Consider the following 22,012-nt stretch of genomic DNA (forward strand, 5'->3'; position numbering starts at 1 on the left):
TTTTTATGGGTTGAGTACAGCATTAATGTATTCCTGAGGGTTCAGTAATTGCTCAGCAGCCTGCTCCGAAAAGGAGATCAAAAAATCAGGATAAAAGCTGATGCCCAGCGTGCAAAGGGTCAGGAAAACCGAAGCAAGCAGCAGGCAGTAGTAACGGCGGAACAGCGTTGGGCTGTCGTATTGTGGTGGATTGCTTTTGGTGCCGGGGTTTGCAGACCAGAATACGGATACCCAGATTTTGCTCATGGAAAAAAGTGTCAACAGCCCCACGAGGAGAGATACCGCAACGATAACGTACGCTCCGGACTCCAGGCCTGCCTTCGCCAGTATAAACTTGCCCCAGAAACCCGAAAGGGGAGGAATGCCCGCCAGCGAAAAGGCAGAAATGGCAAACAGGACCGTGACGAAGGGGAATCGGTCATATACCCCTCCCAGTTTGCTTAATGCATAATGGCCATTGGTGATTTTGACGATTCCGCTGATCAAAAACAAGTTGGTTTTGACCAGAATATGGTGGATGATGTAAAAGATGGAACCGGCAATGGCCAGCGGGGTAAATAGTGCCAGCCCCATAATCATATATCCGATTTGGCTGACAATATGGAACGAGAGGATTTTTTTGAAATTGCGCTGCGCAATAGCCCCCAACACTCCAAAAAACATCGTCAGGCCAGCCAGGACGAGCAGTACCGAATGGGTAGTTGGCAAATCATGAGTGTAGAGCAGGGTGAAAAACCGGATTAATGCATATACTCCGACTTTGGTCAGCAATCCGGCCATCAGCCCCACCACCGATATTGGTGGCGTGGGGTAGGAGGCAGGCAGCCAGGAGAAAAACGGGAACAGGGCCGCCTTGATTCCAAATCCGGTAAGAAAAAATACGGCAGAGACCGTAATCAGCTCCGGATTGGGGTGCTGGGCAATCGCTACGGACAGATCAGCCATATTCAGGGTGCCGGTTAATTTGTATAGTATAGCCGAACCGGTGAGCAGAAAACCCGAGGAGATGAAGCTCAGGGTGACATATTTAACTGCCCCCTCCAGCTGCTTTTTGCTGTTGCCCAAAACGATGAGCACGAAAGAAGCCACCAGCATGACTTCAAACCAGACGTAGAGGTTGAAAATGTCGCCCGTCAGAAAGGAGCCGCAAACGCCAAACATCATCACGAGCAAAACCGGGTAAAAGCCTTTCTTTTTGCGTGCTGCTGATATGTCCTGAATAGAGTACAGAATGATAGCAAAGGCGATGACGGCAGAAATGAGCACCATTCCCGAGGCCAGCAGGTCTGCAACCAGAGTGATGCCAAACGGTGCCGGCCAGTTGCCGATCTGTATGACCTGAATACCGTTTTGGTTCACTTCCATAAACAGGCTTGCCGCCGCTACCAGGTACAGAAACCCGGCGACGACCGCAATAGCGGCCTGAACCTTGACCCGCTGCCAGGATAAAATGCAGAAGATGAACGCCGCGAGCAGCACCCACAACGGGAAGAGCAGTAAGGTGGGAATCGTATCGGTCACTTTATTTTATCTGTTGTATTGAGTTCATCCAAATCTTCGGTCCCAACTTCCTCGTATACTTTTTTCAACAGCACAATCACGAACAATTGCACGCCAATACTAATCACAATGGCTGTTAATGTCAGTGCCTGAGGCAAAGGGTCTGCAAGCTGGTCCACCGCTGCTTTTGCTTCGGAGAGCAGTGGGGGCGCATTCTTGGTTACCCCTCCCACGGTGAACAGGAAAAAGGTGGTGGCATAGCCAAACAGGATGACCCCGATGATCAGCTTGAAGAAACTTTTCTGGAACATCAGAAACAAGCTCGCTGAAAACAAAACGCCAATAATCAGGGGTATAATCAGGTTCATAAGTTGTTATTCCTCAGTGAGTAAAAAAGTAATTTGCAGGACCACGCCAAAGACCACCAGCAAAACACCAAAGTCGAAAAAGATAGGCGTGCCGATTTTGCCCACCAGGGGCAATTCCTGGGTTACCCAGGCTGAAGTCAGGTAGGGCTCGCCCTTTAGTACAGCAAAAAAGCCACTAAGGAGGGCCATCAGCAAACCAAGTGCAGCCAGTATGGTGGGCTTTACCCTGAATACCTGCCTGGTCCGCTCGTACCCAAAGACCATAGCGTGCAGCATAAAGGGAATGGAGGCGATCAGCCCGGCTATAAATCCACCCCCTGGTTTATCGTGCCCCCTGAAAAACATATAGAGGGCAAAACTGATAAACAGGGGCGTCAGTGCGCGTAGCAGGGTCGCCAGAATGAGTGTTTTCATGCTTTTTTGTTATTGGGTTTGAATTTTAGCAGTGCAATGATGCCAATCATAGTAACTGTAAGCACGGTAATCTCCCCAAGGGTGTCAAGAGCACGAAAATCCACCAGGATGACATTCACGGCATTTTGGCCTTTGCCCTTGGGGATGCTTTGTTCCAAAAAATAGGCTTGTGAGCCAGTATCCTTTTCCTGTAGCAGCATCACATAGGCCGTCACTGCCATCATTGCCCCAAACAAGATCGCCACAGGCAGGTATTTCAGCCGGGCAATAGAGGTTTTGAGGGTATAGGAAGGCAGGCGGTGGATAATCAGAATGAGCAGGATCAGGGTCAGGGTTTCAGCCAGGAACTGCGTGATGGCTACATCCGGTGCGCTGAACAGGGTATACGCCAGCGCAATACTATATCCAATAATGCCAAAGGTTGCAGTCACAATCAGCCTTGACCTGACCCGGAAGAGAAAGCCGGTGGCCAGAACGATCAGGGCCAAAATGACCACCTCGTAAATCTGCAGGCTTTCCAGTAGCGGTGCCGTTGAAAAAGACTGGAAAACCTGGCCATGAGCCATTGCGGCCAAAAGCAGCATGGAAAAGGTGATGATAACGGTGGCTATATATCTTCTTAGGTAGCCATTTTGAATCTCCCCGGTTATGTACTGCGCAACGAACTCACTGCCGGCAATGACCTGATCGTACAAAAAATCGGCGGAAGCCCAGGGCGGTTTTTGGGCCCGCCTGAGCCAGTTGCGGAGGAAGTACAAACCTACACCGGTGAGCAAAGTGGCTAAGCTCAGGAGGAACACGAAGTTGAACCCATGCCACAGTTTTAGTTTCATAGTGGGGGCAAAATCCTGGATACTGGCAGCCGACCATTTTAGCAGGGGCGCTATAGTCCATCCGGGGGCAATGCCCGTCAGCAGGCTTACGACAGCCAATAACAGGGGGGGAAGGGTAAGCAGCAGCTGCCCCTCCCGTATGGGCTGATCCCTGAGTTTGCCGGTTTTGAAAAATGCGTTATATAGGATGTCTACGCTCACTGCCGTAAAGAGCGCCCCGGCCAGAAACAACAGCGCCAGGTAAACGATCGCAAAAGGATCGGCGGCATGGTAGAGCGCATCGTACAAAAGTTCTTTTCCTACAAAACCCAGCAGAGGCAGCACGCCGGCCATTGATGCCAGGGCAAGGGCTACAGTTGTTGCTGTAAGTGGCATCTTCCGGCTCAGGTCTGATAGCTGGGAAATGCGCCTCGTTCCGGTTTGATGGTCGATGTTGCCGGCGGTCATGAACAGGGCACATTTGTACAGGGCGTGGGCCAGGACATACACCATCGCGGCATTAACTGCTGCTTCCCCACCCAGGCCAATCATCATAAACAGGATACCCAGGGCGCTGACGGTTGTGTAAGCGAGGATACGCTTGAGGTCATCCTCCTGAAAAGCTTTCAGGGCGCCCCAGGTCATGGTCAGCGCCCCGGCAGCGCCGAGCAGATGGTGCCAGAGTGCGGCTTCCTGAAATAAAGGATTGAGCCGGAAAATGAGGTAGACGCCGGCTTTGACCATCGTTGCGGAATGCAGGTAGGCACTTACCGGGGTGGGCGCAGCCATGGCATTGGGCAACCAGAAATGGAAAGGGAATTGTGCGGATTTTGTGAGGGCGCCCAGTCCGATGAGGATAATGGCCGCAGATTGCAATCCACTGTTAGCCACTACTTCAGGCTGGGATAGTATCTCCGTTAGGTTGTACCCACTGCCGGTGGCGATTTCCAAAAGGATAAAACCCGCCATCAGGGCCAGCCCTCCACCAGCTGTAATTAGGAGTGCCTGCCTTGCGGACCGCCTTGAGTCTTCATCTTTATGTTTGAAGCCAATGAGCAGGAAGGAGCTGAGGCTGGTGAGTTCCCAAAATACAAACAGGCTGATCAGATTGGCCGAGAGGACGAGGCCGAGCATGGAGCCTGAGAATAACAGCAGGTAACCTGCAAACCGGTTGATTTGAGGGCTGTCTTCCATATACCGGTGTGCGTATAAAAAGATCAGCAACCCAAAGACCGTGACCAGGAGCGCAAAAAACAGGCTAAGCCCGTCCACAAGGAAAGCCAGTTGAATACTGAGGGTGTCCACCCACTTTACTTGCTGTACGATGGTTGCTCCGTCAAGTACTGTTCCCGTCAGGGAGCCGAAGTAGGCGATAATTGCGAGAAAAAGCAGTGAGATGGCAGGCAGCAGGATACTTCGGTGCCTGTCATAAAATAAAGCAGACAGGAAGCCAGCCATGAATACCGCCAGGATGCAAAATAGAATGGTCATATAGTTTGGTATGCATAACTATAGCGCATACCATGGGGCAGATGTTCTAATCTGAGCCTTGTTAATAAGAACGGAGGGGCTTTTTGGAGGCCAACGCTGGCCAATCCACGCTGGGCGCCTTATGCTATCGGGGCGGCAACGGTACTTTCGACAAAGTACATTTCGACCTCACCGATCCCTTTAGCCGGTACTTTTCCACGTGGCGTGCAGGAAAACGTATCGCCAATCCGGTCGTAGGTCGCCTGAGAGATATTGACCCTTCCGGCTTCCCCTTTGGATTCCAGGCGGGCAGCCAGGTTGACGGTATCCCCCCATATATCGTAGGCGAATTTTCGGGCACCTACCACGCCTGCCACTACCGGGCCGGTATGCAGTCCAATGCGTGCACCGGAAAAAGGCAGGTCTTTTTGTTGCTCCAGCCAATCCTGCATGGCCAGGGCTGCCTTTACTGCACGATGGGCGTCATCCGGATTCGATTCCGGTACGCCGGCGGCGGCCATGTAAGCATCGCCAATGGTCTTGATCTTTTCAATGCCGTGTGCTTCTGCAATTTCATCAAAGGCTTTGAAGCAGCGGTCGAGGGCTTCCACCAATTCGGCAGGGGTAAGGTCCTTGGAAATCCGGCTAAAGTCTTTAAAGTCGGAAAAGAGTACTGTGGCCTCGTCATAGTGCCGGGCCGTGGCCTGCCCATCGGTTTTGAGTTCCTGAGCGACGGATGCCGGGAGGATGTTCAGCAAAAGTTCCTCTGAGCGCTTGCGCTCGGTATCGATGATACGGTTTTTCCGGCGGGAGTTCAGGTACAGCCAGGTCAGAATAAGGGCGATGAGGATAATAGCGCCGGCTACAATGCGGCTGCGGTTGCGCTGTGTACGCTGAAGCTGTAGCTGGGCTTCCTGAGCCTGCAGCTGTTGTTCCTGCCGGATGACCATAATGGAATCTTCCAGGCGGGCCAGGGAGATAGAGTCGATGGTCTGTTGCTGCCGGGCGAGCAGCAGCTCCTGCCGGGCTTGTTCATCGGTAAGGGTCTGCACTTCTTTTTCAAAAGCTTCCCGTTCTTTTTTGAGGGAGAGTATGGAATCGCCCACGGCGCGCATGACATCGAGCCTGCGCTGCTTAAGTTGCTCCAGGGTGGGGCGCTGTTCTGCCACCCCGCCGGGCTGAATGGGCATCTGTGGCTTATTGTTCAGCCGGCGGACCAACTGCTGATATTGGAATTGCAAGGTGTCATTCGGTGCTTTTTCCAGAAGCTGCTCCGCTGCCTTCATGGCCCTTTTGACCTTCATTTTGTCCCGCCAGTTGAGAGAGCTGGCCGTCTGTTTGCCAAAAAATGCCTCAGCCTGAAGCAGCCGGGCTTCGGTCTGAATAGTCAGGTTATTTGCTTTGCGGCCACTGTGAAAGGCCTGCTCCGCAACCTGCGCCGCATCCTCGTAGCGTTCGCGCCCGAGTAATTCCCGTGATAAATCCAGTTGAGCGTTCCCCTGGCCGTTGACAGCCGATGAAAAAAGCGCCAATAGTCCTGCAGTTAGGAGTATCATTCTCATAATAAGGTACTTTTTTGCCAAGGGTGGATCCGACTGAAGCCAAATATAAGGTTTCTATATGATTTACGCACATCGTGAGGCACAATGTCTTGCCCCATGAATATGGGGTTTAGATTTTAAGGTAGAGGGTCTATATTTGTAATCGTTAGAATTAGTCAGAATTTGCAAACTATCACCTGGTTATAAATCTTCCTTCCTTTATAAACAAGAAGCGTGTTTAAATGGGGGCTTCCCTTGATCCTCTCTGGGAAGCCCTTTATTTTGGAAGGGAAACTAATCCTCAGTGCCCGTTTTCTTGGGCATTGGACCCAAAAAAGTTTCGAAGGGCTTTCAGCGCAGGTTGGAAGCCCTTTTTTTTGGGATATTACGGGCGTAAAGACGGAGGGATTTGATGATTTTTGTTAAATTTGAATCTGGCTCAAAACAAATTGTTAGTTCATGAATATGCCCGCCGCTCAGGATGCGCTCAAAAAATATTTTGGTTACGATACGTTCCGCCCCATGCAGGCCGATATCATTGAGCAGGTGTATGCCGGCAAAGACAGCCTGGTGCTAATGCCCACGGGCGGGGGCAAGTCCATTTGCTATCAGGTGCCTGCGGTGACACTCCCAGGGACCGCCGTAGTGGTCTCCCCCCTCATCTCTCTAATGAAAGATCAGGTGGAAGCGCTGCGGGCTAATGGGGTGCAGGCGGCTTTTCTCAACAGTTCACTCGGCGAAGCCGATCAGCGGGCCGTGGAGGATCAGTTTTTTAACGGTGAACTACAGCTGCTTTACGTTTCTCCGGAAAAGCTGACTTCCCGGGATTTTCTGCCGCTGCTGAAACGGGCGAAAGTGAGCCTGTTTGCCATTGATGAGGCACACTGTATCTCTTCCTGGGGGCATGACTTCCGGCCGGAGTATACCCGCATGAAGTTCCTCAAACAGGAGTTTCGGGACACGCCCATACTTGCACTGACCGCAACCGCTGATAAACTGACCCGGAAAGACATTCTTCGGCAGCTCAATTTGCCAGACCCGCAGGTGTTTATTTCATCTTTTGACCGCCCCAATCTCAGCCTCGAGGTCCGCCCCGGGCAGCGCCGCCGGGAGCAAATCCTGCGGTTTATCGGCAAACGCCCGAATGAGTCTGGTATCATCTATTGCCTAAGCCGAAAAGGTACCGAGCAACTGGCGGAAAAACTGCAGGATGCCGGCATTACGGCTGATTATTACCACGCGGGCCTTTCTCCCGAGGAGCGGGATGCGGTGCAGGAGGCATTTATTAACGACAACACACCGGTCATTTGCGCTACGGTGGCCTTTGGTATGGGCATCGATAAGTCGAATGTGCGCTGGGTCATCCACTACAACCTGCCTAAGAATATCGAAAGTTACTATCAGGAGATCGGGCGGGCCGGGCGCGATGGCGCAAAGTCGGATACCGTGCTTTTCTACAGCTACAACGATGTCGCTCTGATGGAGGACATCCTCAGGCAAAACGACAGCGATCAGGTGGATATCAAACTGGCGAAGCTGGACCGTATGCGGCAATTTGCGGAAGCGGTAGGCTGCCGGCGGCGTATCCTGCTCAGCTACTTTGGGGAGGAAACCACGGAGGACTGTGGGAACTGCGATATCTGCCGGAACCCGCCAAAGACCATAGATGGAACGGAGATTGCCCAAAAGGCACTGTCTGCAATTTACCGGTTGCGGCAACAGGTGGGCATGACCCTGGCGATTGACGTGCTGCGCGGCAGCGGGAAGAAGGAAATCTTTGAACGCGGCTACCAAAACATCAAAACTTACGGTGCCGGCCGTGATATCCCCTTTCTGGAATGGCAGCACTACATGTTGCAATTGCTGAATTATGGCTACATCGAGATTGCACACGATGAGCATGGCGTGCTGAAACTGACTCCGGCGAGCAAACGGGTGCTCTTCGAAGGAGAAAAAGTGCCGCTTGTACGCTTCGCGACCCTCAAAGAACGGCAGGAGGCCGAGAAAGCTCAGGCTAAAACCAAAGCCACCGAGCGGCAGGGGGTACGGGATGAGCTGTTTGAGCAACTCCGCCAACTCCGGCGTCAGCTGGCTCAGGAGCGGGGCGTGCCGCCTTACATCATTTTCAGTGATAAAACACTGGAGGAAATGGCTGCCGTGCGGCCTATGACGGATGATGAAATGAAGCGCATCAGCGGGGTAGGGGAGCGCAAGCTGCACCTCTACGGCAATTATTTTATTGATGCCATCATTGAGCATGTGGGTCCGGCAGCGAGCCGGGGCAAGTCCTCTACCTATCAAATCACCCACGATATGTACCAACGGGGGCTGAGCGTATCCGAAATAGCACAAAAACGGCAGCTGACTGAAACGACGGTCTATTCCCACCTGGCTATCCTTTTTGAGAAAGGGCAGGACATCAACCTGCACGAACTCGTGACGCCCTCAGAAGTCGATCAGGTGGTGAAATCTTTGCGGTACCTTCAGGAGCCTTATAAACTGAAGGATGTCTTTGAATATTTGGACGAACAAATCCCTTATCATAAAATCCGGCTGGCGCTTGCCTACGCAAAGCGGGAGGCTTAGCCCGGATTTTCAAACTTTCGCGCGATGAAAAAAATACTTCTCTTTGCTGCCCTGTTGCTAACAGGGGTTTCTCTAACTAAGGCTCAGTCCGATTTCCGCCCGGGCATGGTTTGGATGGAAGAAGGCGACACCCTGTATGGCAGGATTGATTACCGGGGGGACCTCTCTCTGGGGCAGGCGTGCCACTTCAAAGGTAGTGCTGATGCTACCGAACAGGTGTTTTCACCTCTGGATATCAAAGGCTACCGGTTTGAGGACGACCGGTTGTTTGTTGCTGAACAACTGGAAGAGAAAAAGGCTTTTCTGGAGTGCCTGGTTAACGGGGCGATGGAAGTGTATTACCATCGGGATGAAGCCGACTCTAATCAGTATTATTTCCGCAAGACCGGTGATACACTGGTGCACTTGCCATATGTGGAGGAAATCCGATATTTCGACCGAAATCAGATTGAGGGCGCACCGGAAATTAGAGCGGACTATCTTTTCCGTTCGAAGAAGCACATCGGGTTGCTGAAGTATCACTTGCAGGATGCTCCGGAACTGCAGGGGCAAATCTCGAAAATTGAAAAACCCAGCCACCAATCACTGGTCCGGTTGGCCAAACGCTACCATCAGCTCAAAGCGGAGCCCGGGCAGCCCTTAACCATTTACCAAAAGGCATTACCTTTTTTCAAGCCCCTGATAGGGGTTGGGGGCGGACTGATGCAGTTCTCCAATACACCAACTGTAGCGGATCAGGGGCATTTGGCCTATGGGGCTGATCTGTTTTTGGTCATGCCCAGGGTGCATGAACGCGTCTTTTTCCGCCTTGGGGTGCAACAAGCCAACCGGCAGCTGGCGGATGAAAATGAAACGGACACTTTTACTACCTATAATGTGGAAGTCGGCTATATGCTGCCGGAGACGTTCCGGATACGCCCATACGCCTCCATTAATCTGCTGAAGCCGGCTTATTCGGCAGGGGCGTGGGCGCAAATTGCCGGGCCATTCTATGCCGGGCTGCACGGTAATGCCACTTTTTACTTTGGTAGCTTCCGTTGGTTCCCCACCGACTTGTTTTATTATTCCCTATCTGCTAGTGTAGGGTATCAGTTTTGAGTAATTGCTGAAATTTTATTGGGGTAGTCGGTGATGATCCCGTCCACGCCCAGGCCAATCAGCGCTTTCATGGCGGTGGTGTCGTTGACGGTCCACGGGATGATAGCCATGCCGAGGTCGTGCACAGTTTCCACCACGTTGCCCGTCACCATTTTGTAATAGGGGCTGTAGATGTCCGGGGTGTAGCCCAGGGCATCGAGGTTGACCTGAACGCCGTTGGGGTTTTCAACCAGCAGGGCTGTGGTGACGGCAGGGTCAAGCCGGTGCAGTTCCTGTAGGGGGCGGACATCGAAAGACTGTACACAGGTTTGGTTTTTAATGCCCAGGTCTTCTATCTCCTGCAAAACGAGGCGGGCAAAGGTCAGCGGGCGGGGCGCTTTGACGTTATCGTAAGCCGGGTCGTGCTTGATTTCGATGTTGTAGCGTGGCTTGGGGCGGTTGTGCTCAGCACAGTAAGCATTGACGGCTTGTACCACCTCGCTAAGCAAGGGCTTGTGCACCGGCATGGGCGTTTGCTCCGGAAAGCGGCTGTTGCCGCGGGTGCCGCAATCGTAGACCTTGATTTGAGCGTAGGGCATTTGAAAGAGCAGCAGCTCCTCTTCCTCCGCTTCCGTTACGGGCCGCCCGTCCGGATGGCTGCAGATGTGGTGAGACATCCAAGGCTCGTGGCTGACCACCAGCAGGCTGTCCTGACTTACCGCCAGGTCGAGCTCCAGCGTTTTCACCTGAGGGAATTCCAGTGCTTTGAGAAAGGCGGGCACCGTATTTTCCGGCAGCAGCCCGCGGGCACCCCGGTGGCCCTGCCAGTCGAAATCAGCAGCTTGTTCGGCATTCATGTCTTGTTGAGTTGAAGGCGCTGAGCAGGCTGAAAGCCCGAGCAGCAGGAGGAGGAAATAAAATTGGCGCATAATGTTGGCTTTGGGGTAAAGGTACGGAATTGGGAAATTGTCTTTTCCCGGAAAAACGTATTTTCACCATCAAAAATGCGAACCTTCCTTTTGCCGCTTGTGCTTTTGTGCCCCTTACTGCTCTTGGCACAGCTTTCCATTCCCCGCCTTTCCCAAATAGATGTACAGCATTACACCTTTCAGCTGGAGCTGAGTGATGAGCACGACACCATTCAGGGCAGTGCCTTGATGGATATCCGGTTTTTACAGGCATTGGATACCCTGGTGCTGGACCTGGTTGCAGAGGAGGCCGGGCAGGGGGGCATGCAGGTCCTGGAAGTGAAGGAAGGAGGCGAGCCTTTGGCCTACCGGCATGAAGGGGCTCAGTTGCATATTGCGCTGAGCAGCCCGGCAGCGGCAGGTTCCGCCCGGCAATTCACCATTCGGTACAAAGGTGTTCCGGCTGACGGGCTTATCATCGCCCAAAACAAGTACGGTGACCGGACCTTCTTTGGCGACAACTGGCCGAATCGTGCCCATCATTACCTGCCTTGTGTGGACCACCCTTCGGATAAGGCGACGGTGGCTTTTGTGATTATCGCGCCGGACCATTATCAGGTGGTGGGTTCTGGTTTGCAGTTGGAAGAGCTTAACCTTGACCAGGAAACCAAACTTACTTTCTGGCGGATGGACACGCCCATTCCTACTAAAGTGGCGGTCTTTGGAGCGGCGCAGTTTGCGGTGAGCCGGGCCGGTGAAGTGGCCGGTATACCCGTTAGCAGCTGGGTTTACCCCGAAAACCGGACGGAAGGCTATCAGGATTACGCACAGGCGACGGAGGTTTTGCAGTTTTTTATCGACTCCATCGGGCCTTATTCTTACCCAAAACTGGCCAATGTACAGTCCAAAACCCGCTACGGAGGGATGGAAAATGCCAGTAATATCTTCTACTTTGAAAATTCCGTGACCGGTGGGCAGGATCATGAAGACCTCATCGCCCACGAAGTGGCCCATCAGTGGTTTGGCAACAGCGTGACGGAAGGCAACTGGCACCACATCTGGCTGAGCGAAGGCTTTGCGACCTATGGCGCTAACCTTTACATCGAACACAAGTACGGCCGGGATGCCATGGCTAAGCGGCTGCTTACCGAGCGTCAGCAAGTCCTGCAGTTTGCCCGCCAGTCCAATCGCCCCATCATTGATACCCTCATCACCAACTGGAACCGCCTGCTGAACGCCAATGCCTATCAGAAAGGCAACTGGGTGCTGCACATGCTGCGGCATAAGGTGGGCGAGCGCGCATTTTGGTCGGGTCTGCGGGCCTACTACAAAGCCTACCAAAACGGCAATGCTCTGACCCGGGATTTCCAGGAAGTGATGGAAATCGCCAGCGGGCAGGATTTGAGCGGTTTCTTTTACCAGTGGCTTTATCAGCCCGGCGTGCCGGAAATTGGGGTGAGCTGGTCGTGGAGCAAAAAGGAAGGTTTGCAACTGGATATCGGTCAATTGCGCAGCGATGCGACCTATACTTTCCCCCTTGATATTGCGGCGGAAGCCCCCGATGGTACCCGTGAAACCTGGACGGTAAATATTGATCAGGAACAGCAGACGGTGACCCTGCCCTGTGACTTTGAGCCCCAACGGCTATGGCTGGACCCGGATACCTGGCTGCTTTTTAGCGCTGAACTGAAGCAGATGAAAAATTAATTTGCATTTTTGTGCCTCCAAAACGGGAACCATGAAGAAAACGGCCATTTTACTGATTCACTGCCCGGACCAAACCGGCCTTGTCGCGGCAGTCACCGACTTTCTGCACCGCAACAACGGGAACGTCATCTCTCTGGACCAGCACGTTGACCGGCAGGCGGGGCGCTTTTTTATGCGGGTAGAGTGGGAGCTGGAGGGTTTTAATATCCCTGCCGAAAAAATCGATGAGTATTTTGGTACGCTGATAGGGCAAAAATACCAGATGGAATGGCAGGTGCACCTGAGCGCGCGCAAACCGCGAATGGCGATTTTTGTTTCCAAAATGTCGCACTGCCTCTATGACATTTTGCAGCGCTGCATGAGTGGGGAGTGGGAAGTGGACATCCCGGTTATCGTCAGCAACCATGAGAACCTGCGCTACATTGCAGAGCGTTTTGAAATTCCCTTTGAGATTTTTCCCATCACTAAAGCCAACAAGGCAGAGCAGGAGCAGCGGGAGATTGAGCTGATGCGTAAGCTGGATATAGACTTCATTGTCCTGGCCCGTTACATGCAAATTTTGTCCGACGACTTTGTGGCCGCTTTCCCGAATCAGGTTATTAATATCCACCATTCCTTCCTTCCTGCTTTCAAGGGTGCGAAGCCTTATCACTCTGCCTTCAACCGGGGGGTGAAAGTGATTGGTGCAACGAGCCACTATGTCACTGCAGATTTGGACGAGGGGCCGATCATCGAACAGGATGTGCGGCGTATTTCTCACAAAGACTCCATCAGGGACCTGATCCGTATTGGGAAGGACCTGGAGAAGGTCGTCCTGGCCCGGGCCATCTGGCTGGAGATTCAGCATAAGATTTTGCCTTACCAAAATAAGACGATTGTGTTTGATTAAAGGGTTGATCTTACTGATGCCGCTAATCCTGGCAAAACGGTGCCGTCCCACAAGCATGCCCCGCTCTTATGCCCTTGCTCGGAATCCGTGGAAATCTGCGCAAATCCGTCCAATCCGTGTTCCCACCCGCCACGCACGATGATAGTACACTGATGACGCTGATCTGTCCAACGAGACCCGCCCCGCTGGAGGGCCATCCCGGGAATCAGTGGAAATCTGCGCAAATCCGTCCAATCCGTGTTCCCACCCGCCACGCAAGATGATAGTACACTGATGCCGCTGATCTGACTGATCTCACTGATCTGCTCAACGAGACCCGCCCCGCTGGAGGGCCATCCCTGGAATCCGTGGAAATCTGCGCAAATCCGTCCAATCCGTGTTCCCATCCGCCGCGCACGATGATAGTACACTGATGACGCTGATCTGCCCAACGAGACCCGCCCCGCCGGAGGGCCATCCCTGGAATCCGTGGAAATCTGCGCAAATCCGTCCAATCCGTGTTCCAACCCGCCACGTACGATGATAGTACACTGATGCCACTGATCTGACTGATGCCACTGATCTGCTCAACGAGACCCGCCCCGCTGGAGGGCCATCCCTGGAATCCGTGGAAATCTGCGCAAATCCGTCCAATCCGTGTTCCAACCCGCCACGTACGATGATAGTACACTGATGACGCTGATCTGACTGATCTCACTGATTTGCTCAACGAGTCCCGCCCCGCCGGAGGGCCATCCCGGGAATCCGTGCAAATCTGCGCAAATCCGTCCAATCTGTGTTTCCACCCGCCACGTACGATGATAGTACACTGATGACGCTGATCTGACTGATGCCACTGATCTGCCCAACGAGACCCGCCCCGCTGGAGGGCCATCCCTGGAATCCGTGGAAATCTGCGCAAATCCGTCCAATCCGTGTTCCAACCCGCCACGTACGACAATAGTACACTGATGACGCTGATCTGACTGATCTCACTGATCTGCTCAACGAGACCCGCCCCGCGGGAGGGCCATCCCTGGAATCCGTGGAAATCTGCGCAAATCCGTCCAATCTGTGTTCCCACCCGCCGCGCACGATGATAGTACACTGATGACGCTGATCTGACTGATGCCACTGATCTGCTCAACGAGACCCGCCCCGCTGGAGGGCCATCCCTGGAATCCGTGGAAATCTGCGCAAATCCGTCCAATCCGTGTTCCCACCCGCCGCGCACGATGATAGTACACTGATGCCGCTGATCTGACTGATGCCACTGATCTGCCCAACGAGACCCGCCCCGCTGGAGGGCCATCCCGGGAATCCGTGGAAATCTGCGCAAATCCGTCCAATCTGTGTTTCCACCCGCCACGTACGACGATAGTAAACTGATGACGCTGATCTGCCCAACGAGACCCGCCCCGCCGGAGGGCCCGCTCGGAAATCAGTGCAAATCTGCGCAATCAGTCTAATCCGTGTTCCAACCCGCCACGTACGATGATAGTACACTGATGCCACTGATTTGCTCAACGAGTCCCGCCCCGCTGGAGGGCCATCCCTGGAATCCGTGGAAATCTGCGCAAATCCGTCCAATCCGTGTTCCAACACGCCGCGCACGATGATAGTACACTGATGCCACTGATCTGCCCAACGAGACCCGCCCCGCTGGGGGGCCATCCCGGGAATTAGTCCAATCTGTGTAAGCAGTGCAAACCATGTGTACCTGCCCTCCAAACAAATCAGTGACGCCCAGATCCAATAATCCCATCACAATCAATCCCGCCCTTGTGAATGGAGGACAAATACCGTATTTTCATCTTTTAATCAATCCAACCCCGAATATGATAACAGGAAAGTACTTTCTCGCTCTGGCACTGAGCTTATGCAGTATCTGCATTGGCGCTCAAAACCAGCCTCCTCAGCTCACGATACAGTCTGTAGACCTCAACCAGGAAACGCAGACTTTGACCATTACCTACGATTTGGCAGATGCTGAAGACACCGAGCTCGAAGTCTTCCTTCGCGCCGCTCCTTCTGGCAGCTCTAACTTCAGTATCCATGCGGAGAATGTGTCCGGTGCTATTGGTTTTCCGGTTGCTCCGGGTGAGGGCTTGCAGATGACCTGGAACTACGCAGGTGAAATCGGCAACAGCGATACGTATGACTTTAAAATCATTGCCGATGATGGCTACGACATCCCTATTCAAGACCTGGTTGCGCAGGTAGACAGCCAATTTTTGCGAACCCGCATGGAGCATATCGCTGGCATCCGGCACTACATTACGAATCCAGATAATCTGAACCGCTGCCGGGATACCCTGGAGCAGGCTTTTCTGGATTATGGATTGGAGACCTTCCGGCAAAACTTCCCCAATCTGGGCACCACCGGCCAGAATATCATTGGCCACCATTGGGGCCAAACGCAGAGCAGCAACGTGATTATCATCGACGGGCACTATGATACCGTGAGCGATTCTCCGGGAGCTGACGACAATGGTACTGCTACGGTAGGTGTACTGGAAGCCGCCCGTATCCTCTCGCCTTACCACTTCCGGAAAAGCCTTCGGTTTATTGGCTTTGACTTTGAGGAAACCGGGCTGGACGGCAGTATGTATTATGTGGAGCACCTGTCCGGGAACGAAGCCATCGAAGGCGTACTCAATATGGAAATGATCGGTTATTACAGTGATACGCCCAACAGTCAGGACTTCCCGCCTGGCTTTGAGTTGGTTTTTCCGGAGGCGGCGGCCGAAGTGCAGTCTGATGCTAACCGGGGCAATTTTCTAATCAATGTGGGGCCGAGTTTTGGCAGCACCCTTTACGATGCTTTCAATACCGCTGCGGCAGCCTATGTACCGGAGCTGCGTGTCATTGGGCTGAATGTTGCCAACCCACTGCTTGTGCCTGACCTGCTGCGCAGTGATCATGGTTCTTTCTGGGAAGCCAACATCCCTGCACTAATGCTTACCGATGGTGCAGATTTCCGCAACCCGCATTACCACGAGCCTTCAGATACGATTGGCACCCTTAACTTCGCTTTTATGGCGAATGCAGTAAAAGCGGTCATTGCTACCGCTGCTATGATGGCGGAACCCATGCATAGTGGTGAAGCCATTGCCAGTAATGTTATAATTACGGATGCAGAGCACCTGCATGAACTTCCCTGCAGTTACTTCCTTTCGCCCAATCCGGCACAGGAGGAATTCACTGTCCGTTTTGGTGATTGCCAGCCCATGCAGCTTGATCTGCGCTTGTATAATGTGAAAGGGCAACCAGTATGGAGTGGGCAGCATAACTCCACTATGGGCAGCCTCCGTATACCTGTAGGCAATTTTCCCACAGGCGTTTACTGGCTGCAGCTCAGTGACGGGCATCACTTTAGTGCGCAGCGGGTGGTGGTTCGGTAAGGATAATTTAAGTTAGGGTAGGCTTTACCAGCATGCCCTAACTTTAAGCGGTAACAAATTAGGCGGTTCTGGGAAAGACCCGCCTAATCTATTAACAACAGTTAGGGTAGGCTTTACCGGCATGCCCTAACTTTAAGCGGTACAAATTAGGCGGTTCTGGGAAAGACCCGCCTAATCTTAAACAATAATCAGGCGGTTCCGGGCATACCATCGCTGAGTTGATAGCTACGGCAGCCGATGAGAAGCCCCACCTAATCCATGCTAATCAAAAAAGGTGTCATACCCCTCCTTCCTGCTGCCGCCCTGCTTCCGCTGCTCCGGCTCCGCCATAGGCGAATCGAGGTTTAGCGTATCAGAGCTGGAAGAATCGCCGTCCATCAGCATAAGGGTGCTTTCCTTTTCCCATTGTTCAAGCATTTTCAGCCCTTCATCTTCGAAGATGCCCTGCTGTAAGTCGATAGAGTTCATTACATTGGAAGACATTTCCATGAAACGCTCCATTTCGCCCACCTTATTGGCCACATCGTCGGTGATAGCCTCCATGGCTGCATCAAACATAGCCCGCTTGTCCGGATCGCCCGACATGACGCTCATCGCCGATTTCATCGCCGAGTGGGAAGTGCGGATGGCCTTGCGCTCCTGCTCTTTGAGCTGCACCTGATCTTTGGTATCCTCCAGCAGGATTTCAGAATTCTGGTGCATCTTTTTCAGGATGCGGTACATCACATCCATACGGTTAAGGAGGGACGTATACTTTTCATTGCTGTCCCTCAAACGGGCTGCTTTTCGGGTCGCCAGGACGACCTGACTGTCCATGCCTTTCTCTTTTGCAGCACTTGCCATTTTCATCTGCTCCTCGATGGTGCGGGTATTCTCCTCCACCAGGGTTTGCAGTTTACGCATTTGGCCACGGAGTATGCCGATTTGCTTCCGCATTTTGACCAGGTTGTTGGATAGATCCTCCACGTAGCTCTTCAAAATACCAATGGGGTCAACCTGTACAAAAATGCCGGTGACTTTGCGCATCACGCTTTTGTACATGTACCAGATGAGGTTGCGCATGCGGGGGTCCAGGACCATGTAGACGACCGCTGCCAGCACGGCCAGCAGAATAGCCAGGTAAAGCGTATTTTGGACCAGTGCCAGAATAGCAGCCATATTGACGGCCAGCAAGTAACCGCCGCCCAGGATCAGGGCACCCAGGAAAATCGCACCGGTTACGCCTTCCGGACGCTTCCAGAAGGACTTCTGCTTGAATTCAGATTGATCAAAATTTGGCGATGATGTTGCCATAGTTATATCGGTATGGTTTTGTCAAAAAATTAAAGGTACGACTCCATGCTTTCAATGTCCTTCTGTATCTCATTGGAAATACTCTGAAGGGCATGCTGGAAAGCATCTTTGGTAGAAAGCAATTTGTCCTTGGCAGCCTGAATGTCCTCATCGGCAGAAGCAATGGTCTGCTCTCCCTGTTTGATTTTGGCTTCCAGGCTCTTGATTTTGTTTTCCAGCTCCTCAATTTTGCCCTGAAAATCCGCCACCTGCTTCTTCATTTTCTCCACCTCCTGCATCTTGGCTTTGACGCGCTGCTCCATTTGGCGTTTGAGCGACTCCTCAAAGTGCTCATTTTCATTGTCCAGTACCTTTTTATAGTGCAGGGCCGTTTTCAGGAGTTTTTCCTTGGTCAGTCCCATCGTGGAGGCCGTTGCGTAGGCGGAACGGAAAGCCGTCGGCTCATCCATGTCCATTTCGCGTAGCCGGGCTAGTGCCTGTTTGAACTCAATATAATCGAAGCCTGGAAGGTTTTCATTAGCCAAAGCGCGGGTCAGCGCGCTTACACTTCTTTCATCCAGCCCGTGGTGATCGCCAAAAAGCGATTTCAGGTCTTTTTGCATTTAGTCGAAAGTTTTTTACTGTTGCTACAAATTAAAAGAAATTGCCGGAAAACCACAGTATATTTTCGATGATCCCGGATGGAAGTTCGATATAACAATTTTTTTCCGATTTTTTTGAACGCCCGTACAGAAGGCGTGTATTCCATACCAAACACAGGCACGGAATGCCCGATCAGAAGCAATCTAAGGCTATACCCACCGATGAACAGCTGATGCAACGTATGCAGCAGGGGCAGGAGTCTGCCTTCAACGCCCTGTACGACCGCTACAGTCAGCGCATGTACCGGTACTTTTACCGCATGCTGGGGCAATCGGCAGAAATGGCACACGATTTTACACAGGAGCTTTTTCTCAAAATTATTGAACAGCCGGAGGCTTTCGACACCGGGCGCCGGTTTTCTACCTGGTTCTATGCCGTGGCTGGCAATCTGGTTAAGAATGAGTACCGCAGAAAAGCTAAACAGCCACTGCAAGCCTCCCTGCACGATGCCAATCATACGCCAGTTTCCATGGCAGTACTGCCAGATCTTGACGCGGAGGTGCGCAAAACCTATATTGAGAAAGCCGTGCAGTCCCTGCGCCCCCACCATCGGGAGTGCTTTTTGCTGCGCTACCAGGAAGGTTTGACGGTGCAGGAAATTAGCGAAATTATGGATTGCCCGCCCGGCACCGTCAAGTCACGCCTGCACTACAGTCTTAAAAAATTGAACGAACTGCTCAGCTGCGTGCTGGGCCCAAATGCATAGTTATGGAGCCATTGACCAACAATATCGAAGCCTTACTGGCTACAAAAGATTATGAGGAACTGACCAAAGCCGAGCGCGATCAGGTTGCCCAATCCTGCGGACAACAGGAGTACGAACAGCTCCGTCAGGTCGTCCTTTCCGGTAAGTCACTGAGAGAGGCGCCCACTCCGCCGACATCCCTCAAAGCCAACCTGATGAGGGCCTTCCGGCAAAAGCATCAGCGCCGCAACATACCGCTTCATACCATCACCCTGCCCTTTTGGCAAGCCGCAGCCATTGCAGCCTGTATGGTCCTCATGGGGCAGTTCGTCCGCTTTGGACCGGTTTACGCTCAAACCCCGGCTATAGTCTGGGAAGCTAATGACTCTATATGGTTTAAAAAAGTAACGCAAATCGTAGCCGATACCGCCCTGGCGGTATTTTCGGCTGATGATCAGCTGAAGGCGCCTAAAGAAGGCGAGGCCAATATTGCCGCTACCGCTACGGCTCAGTTGCCAACCGAAAAAATGCTGCCTCAGCCCGTTTCAGATACACCCGGTTGGGCCAGGCGGTCTGCGCTGGGCACCGTAGAGAATACCCCGCTTTTACTTATGATGCATTAGTGCGGGAGCAGGATTTTTTGCTAAAGACTATTTTTCTTATGCCCTGATCAGCCAAGTTTATCTATTTTTAGGACAAAACTGAATCCATGCTCCGTTCATTTTTGATCCTAATTGCAACCAGTATGATCGTGGCCTCCTGCCAATCCGAGGGCTATCAGCCCCCACAGTACGATTCTTATGATGATTATCCGGTTTATACCGGTAATGACCTTGGGCTGACTTACACGCCTGAGTCGTCCGGCTTCCGATTGTGGTCGCCCGCTGCTCAAACCGTACGCCTCCATTTTTACAGTCAGCCGCTGGGCGGAGAACCCACCCGTACCACCGAAATGGAGCCTGCAGAACAAGGCACCTGGACGGCCTCATTCAAGGAGGACCTCCTGGGTACCTTCTACTCTTACCAAGTCAAGGTGGAAGACAAATGGCGGGAGCCGGTGCCCGGGCCTTACACCAAAGCCGTAGGCACTAATGGCATGCGCGGGCAGGTGATTGACCTCAATGCCACCAATCCGGAAGGCTGGAGCGAGGACAAGCGGCCGCCTTTTGATGCTATCACCGATGCCGTAGTTTATGAACTGCACATCCGTGATGTATCCATCCACCCTGAATCGGGCATTACGAACAAAGGGAAGTTTCTCGGGCTGGCAGAGACCGGGACCACCACGCCGGATGGTACGCCCACTGGCCTGGACCATATCGCTGATCTCGGGGTTACCCATGTCCATATTCTCCCTGCTTTCGACTTCCGGTCTATTGATGAAAGCAAGCCGGAAGGAGAACGACGCTACAACTGGGGTTATGACCCTCAAAACTATAACGTGCCGGAAGGCAGCTATTCCATGGACCCTGCCGATGGGGCTTCCCGTATCCGGGAGTTCAAAACCATGGTACAAGCCCTCCATAATAAAGGCATAAGGGTGGTGCTGGATGTTGTCTACAACCACACCGGCTTCACGGAGAACTCCCTGTTCAACGAACTCGTGCCCGGCTATTACTACCGCCACAATGAAGATGGCAGCTTTTCCAATGCTTCCGGCTGCGGCAACGAAACCGCCTCCGAGCGGGCTATGGTACGGAAGTTTATTGTCGAGAGCGTAAAATACTGGGCAGAGGAATACCATATGGACGGCTTTCGGTTCGACCTCATGGCCATTCATGATATTGAAACCATGAACGAGGTTACGGAAGCCCTTGCCGATATCGACCCCAGCATCATCGTTTATGGCGAAGGCTGGACAGCCGGGGACAGCCCGCTTCCGGTGTCCCATCGGGCATTAAAAGCCAAAGTCGCTCAGATGCCGGATGTGGCCGCTTTCAGTGATGACATCCGGGACGGGCTAAAGGGCAGCGTTTTTGAACATGAAGAAAAAGGTTTTGTCAGCGGTAAGCCCGGACGGGAAGAAGACGTAAAGTTCGGCATCGTAGCCTCCACGGCCCACCCACAGGTGGATTATCAAAAAGTGGCCTATTCGGACAGCCCCTGGGCGGCTCACCCCACACAGACGATGACTTATGTCTCCTGTCACGACAACCACACCCTCTGGGACCGGCTGGCATTGTCCTGCCCTGATGACAGCGAGGAAGAACGCATCAAAATGCATAAGCTCGCCCTGGCTACGGTACTGACTTCCCAGGGGACGGCTTTTCTGCATGCGGGTACGGAATTTCTGCGTACTAAGGATGGCGTGGAAAACTCCTTCGAATCTCCGGACAGTATTAATCAGATGGATTGGCCGCGCAAAGCACAGTACGCCGGCGTCAACGGCTACGTCAAAGGGCTCATTGCGCTGCGTAAAGCCCATCCGGCATTCCGGATGCGGACCACGGCTGAAGTGAAGAAACATCTGGCCTTTCTGGATACAGGCGAAAGCAGTAATCTGATCGCCTATCAGATTGCCGATGGTGCCAATGGAGACGACTGGTCCAATATTGTTGTCGTCCTCAACGGCAATGAAGACTATCAGAGTGTCAACATCCCGGAAGGAGCCTGGACTATTGCTGTGGATGGCGGGCAGGTAAGCCCGGAAGGGCTCGGCACCATAGAAGGAGGTGTGCTGCAGATCCCGGGCAGAACCGCTATGGTGCTTTACCAGTAACCTTCTGATAACAAACAA

General features: G+C 52.8%; 16 protein-coding genes. 8 read left to right on the forward strand and 8 right to left on the reverse strand.

Going from position 1 to position 22,012, the window contains the following annotated elements; genetic code table 11:
* Positions 1 to 3: 3 nt before the first annotated feature.
* The 5 genes from ACO08I_RS28580 to ACO08I_RS28600 form a co-directional block, all read right to left on the reverse strand.
* On the reverse strand, positions 4 to 1,521 hold the full coding sequence (locus ACO08I_RS28580; RefSeq protein ID WP_421947884.1) for a proton-conducting transporter membrane subunit: 1,518 nt from the start codon (positions 1,519 to 1,521) through the stop codon (positions 4 to 6).
* The gene (locus ACO08I_RS28585; RefSeq protein ID WP_044224678.1) at positions 1,518 to 1,868 is read right to left on the reverse strand and encodes an NADH-quinone oxidoreductase subunit K; all 351 of its coding nucleotides are present in this window, start codon (positions 1,866 to 1,868) and stop codon (positions 1,518 to 1,520) included. The genes ACO08I_RS28580 and ACO08I_RS28585 overlap by 4 nt, the downstream gene beginning before the upstream one ends.
* A 6-nt stretch (positions 1,869 to 1,874) precedes the next feature.
* A complete protein-coding gene (locus ACO08I_RS28590) occupies positions 1,875 to 2,282 on the reverse strand; it encodes an MnhB domain-containing protein (protein ID WP_044224680.1) in 408 nt (135 codons plus the stop codon).
* Complete coding sequence (gene mbhE / locus ACO08I_RS28595) at positions 2,279 to 4,585, reverse strand: hydrogen gas-evolving membrane-bound hydrogenase subunit E (RefSeq protein WP_421947885.1); 2,307 nt, start codon at positions 4,583 to 4,585, stop codon at positions 2,279 to 2,281. Before mbhE ends, ACO08I_RS28590 begins: the two co-directional genes overlap by 4 nt.
* A gap of 119 nt (positions 4,586 to 4,704) precedes the next feature.
* On the reverse strand, positions 4,705 to 6,126 hold the full coding sequence (locus ACO08I_RS28600) for an adenylate/guanylate cyclase domain-containing protein (RefSeq protein WP_421947886.1): 1,422 nt from the start codon (positions 6,124 to 6,126) through the stop codon (positions 4,705 to 4,707).
* 438 nt (positions 6,127 to 6,564) lie between these two features.
* Between ACO08I_RS28600 and recQ the strand changes: the two genes are divergently transcribed.
* Both recQ and ACO08I_RS28610 read left to right on the forward strand, forming a co-directional pair.
* Positions 6,565 to 8,691, forward strand: a complete 2,127-nt coding sequence (gene recQ, locus ACO08I_RS28605; protein ID WP_282783370.1) for a DNA helicase RecQ — start codon at positions 6,565 to 6,567, stop codon at positions 8,689 to 8,691.
* A gap of 24 nt (positions 8,692 to 8,715) precedes the next feature.
* Positions 8,716 to 9,789, forward strand: coding sequence for a hypothetical protein (locus ACO08I_RS28610; protein WP_421947887.1), 1,074 nt, complete (start codon positions 8,716 to 8,718; stop codon positions 9,787 to 9,789).
* Here ACO08I_RS28610 and ACO08I_RS28615 read toward each other — a convergent pair.
* Positions 9,780 to 10,697 (reverse strand): glycerophosphodiester phosphodiesterase family protein, encoded by a 918-nt coding sequence (locus tag ACO08I_RS28615; protein WP_421947888.1) that lies wholly within the window; start codon positions 10,695 to 10,697, stop codon positions 9,780 to 9,782. The two genes, ACO08I_RS28610 and ACO08I_RS28615, sit on opposite strands and share 10 nt — an antisense overlap.
* Positions 10,698 to 10,772: 75 nt before the next feature.
* Between ACO08I_RS28615 and ACO08I_RS28620 the strand changes: the two genes are divergently transcribed.
* The 3 genes from ACO08I_RS28620 (at position 10,773) to ACO08I_RS28630 (ending at position 16,655) form a co-directional block, all read left to right on the forward strand.
* Positions 10,773 to 12,383, forward strand: coding sequence for a M1 family metallopeptidase (locus ACO08I_RS28620; RefSeq protein ID WP_282783361.1), 1,611 nt, complete (start codon positions 10,773 to 10,775; stop codon positions 12,381 to 12,383).
* A 31-nt stretch (positions 12,384 to 12,414) separates the two neighbouring features.
* Positions 12,415 to 13,272: a formyltetrahydrofolate deformylase gene (gene purU, locus ACO08I_RS28625; RefSeq protein WP_421947889.1), complete on the forward strand. Its 858-nt coding sequence runs from the start codon at positions 12,415 to 12,417 to the stop codon at positions 13,270 to 13,272.
* Between the two features lie 1,817 nt (positions 13,273 to 15,089).
* A complete protein-coding gene (locus tag ACO08I_RS28630) occupies positions 15,090 to 16,655 on the forward strand; it encodes a M28 family peptidase (RefSeq protein WP_421947890.1) in 1,566 nt (521 codons plus the stop codon).
* 261 nt (positions 16,656 to 16,916) lie between these two features.
* Here the strand turns inward: ACO08I_RS28630 and ACO08I_RS28635 are convergent, their stop codons facing one another.
* Both ACO08I_RS28635 and ACO08I_RS28640 read right to left on the reverse strand, forming a co-directional pair.
* A complete protein-coding gene (locus ACO08I_RS28635; protein WP_282783356.1) occupies positions 16,917 to 17,948 on the reverse strand; it encodes a PspA/IM30 family protein in 1,032 nt (343 codons plus the stop codon).
* A 29-nt stretch (positions 17,949 to 17,977) separates the two neighbouring features.
* Positions 17,978 to 18,550: a hypothetical protein gene (locus ACO08I_RS28640; RefSeq protein ID WP_044224699.1), complete on the reverse strand. Its 573-nt coding sequence runs from the start codon at positions 18,548 to 18,550 to the stop codon at positions 17,978 to 17,980.
* A 164-nt stretch (positions 18,551 to 18,714) separates the two neighbouring features.
* Between ACO08I_RS28640 and ACO08I_RS28645 the strand changes: the two genes are divergently transcribed.
* The 3 genes from ACO08I_RS28645 to pulA all read left to right on the forward strand — a co-directional run bounded on the left by ACO08I_RS28645 (position 18,715) and on the right by pulA (position 21,994).
* Positions 18,715 to 19,296, forward strand: coding sequence for an RNA polymerase sigma factor (locus tag ACO08I_RS28645; RefSeq protein ID WP_282783354.1), 582 nt, complete (start codon positions 18,715 to 18,717; stop codon positions 19,294 to 19,296).
* Between the two features lie 2 nt (positions 19,297 to 19,298).
* On the forward strand, positions 19,299 to 19,898 hold the full coding sequence (locus ACO08I_RS28650; RefSeq protein WP_421947891.1) for a hypothetical protein: 600 nt from the start codon (positions 19,299 to 19,301) through the stop codon (positions 19,896 to 19,898).
* Positions 19,899 to 19,984: 86 nt separating this feature from the next.
* Positions 19,985 to 21,994 (forward strand): type I pullulanase, encoded by a 2,010-nt coding sequence (pulA, locus tag ACO08I_RS28655; RefSeq protein WP_421947892.1) that lies wholly within the window; start codon positions 19,985 to 19,987, stop codon positions 21,992 to 21,994.
* Positions 21,995 to 22,012 lie beyond the last annotated feature (18 nt).

The sequence above is a fragment of the Phaeodactylibacter xiamenensis genome (genome assembly GCF_965229835.1).
GTDB classification, from domain to species: Bacteria; Bacteroidota; Bacteroidia; order Chitinophagales; family Saprospiraceae; genus Phaeodactylibacter; species Phaeodactylibacter xiamenensis.

Coding starts and splice junctions, on each gene's coding strand:
- ACO08I_RS28640 (WP_044224699.1), bottom strand. CDS start 18,550: ATGCAAAAAGACCTGAAATCGCTTTTTGGCGATCACCACGGGCTGGAT.
- purU (WP_421947889.1), top strand. CDS start 12,415: ATGAAGAAAACGGCCATTTTACTGATTCACTGCCCGGACCAAACCGGC.
- ACO08I_RS28585 (WP_044224678.1), bottom strand. CDS start 1,868: ATGAACCTGATTATACCCCTGATTATTGGCGTTTTGTTTTCAGCGAGC.
- ACO08I_RS28610 (WP_421947887.1), top strand. CDS start 8,716: ATGAAAAAAATACTTCTCTTTGCTGCCCTGTTGCTAACAGGGGTTTCT.
- ACO08I_RS28620 (WP_282783361.1), top strand. CDS start 10,773: ATGCGAACCTTCCTTTTGCCGCTTGTGCTTTTGTGCCCCTTACTGCTC.
- ACO08I_RS28630 (WP_421947890.1), top strand. CDS start 15,090: ATGATAACAGGAAAGTACTTTCTCGCTCTGGCACTGAGCTTATGCAGT.
- ACO08I_RS28615 (WP_421947888.1), bottom strand. CDS start 10,697: ATGCGCCAATTTTATTTCCTCCTCCTGCTGCTCGGGCTTTCAGCCTGC.
- ACO08I_RS28635 (WP_282783356.1), bottom strand. CDS start 17,948: ATGGCAACATCATCGCCAAATTTTGATCAATCTGAATTCAAGCAGAAG.
- ACO08I_RS28645 (WP_282783354.1), top strand. CDS start 18,715: ATGCCCGATCAGAAGCAATCTAAGGCTATACCCACCGATGAACAGCTG.
- recQ (WP_282783370.1), top strand. CDS start 6,565: ATGAATATGCCCGCCGCTCAGGATGCGCTCAAAAAATATTTTGGTTAC.
- ACO08I_RS28650 (WP_421947891.1), top strand. CDS start 19,299: ATGGAGCCATTGACCAACAATATCGAAGCCTTACTGGCTACAAAAGAT.
- pulA (WP_421947892.1), top strand. CDS start 19,985: ATGCTCCGTTCATTTTTGATCCTAATTGCAACCAGTATGATCGTGGCC.
- mbhE (WP_421947885.1), bottom strand. CDS start 4,585: ATGACCATTCTATTTTGCATCCTGGCGGTATTCATGGCTGGCTTCCTG.
- ACO08I_RS28600 (WP_421947886.1), bottom strand. CDS start 6,126: ATGAGAATGATACTCCTAACTGCAGGACTATTGGCGCTTTTTTCATCG.
- ACO08I_RS28590 (WP_044224680.1), bottom strand. CDS start 2,282: ATGAAAACACTCATTCTGGCGACCCTGCTACGCGCACTGACGCCCCTG.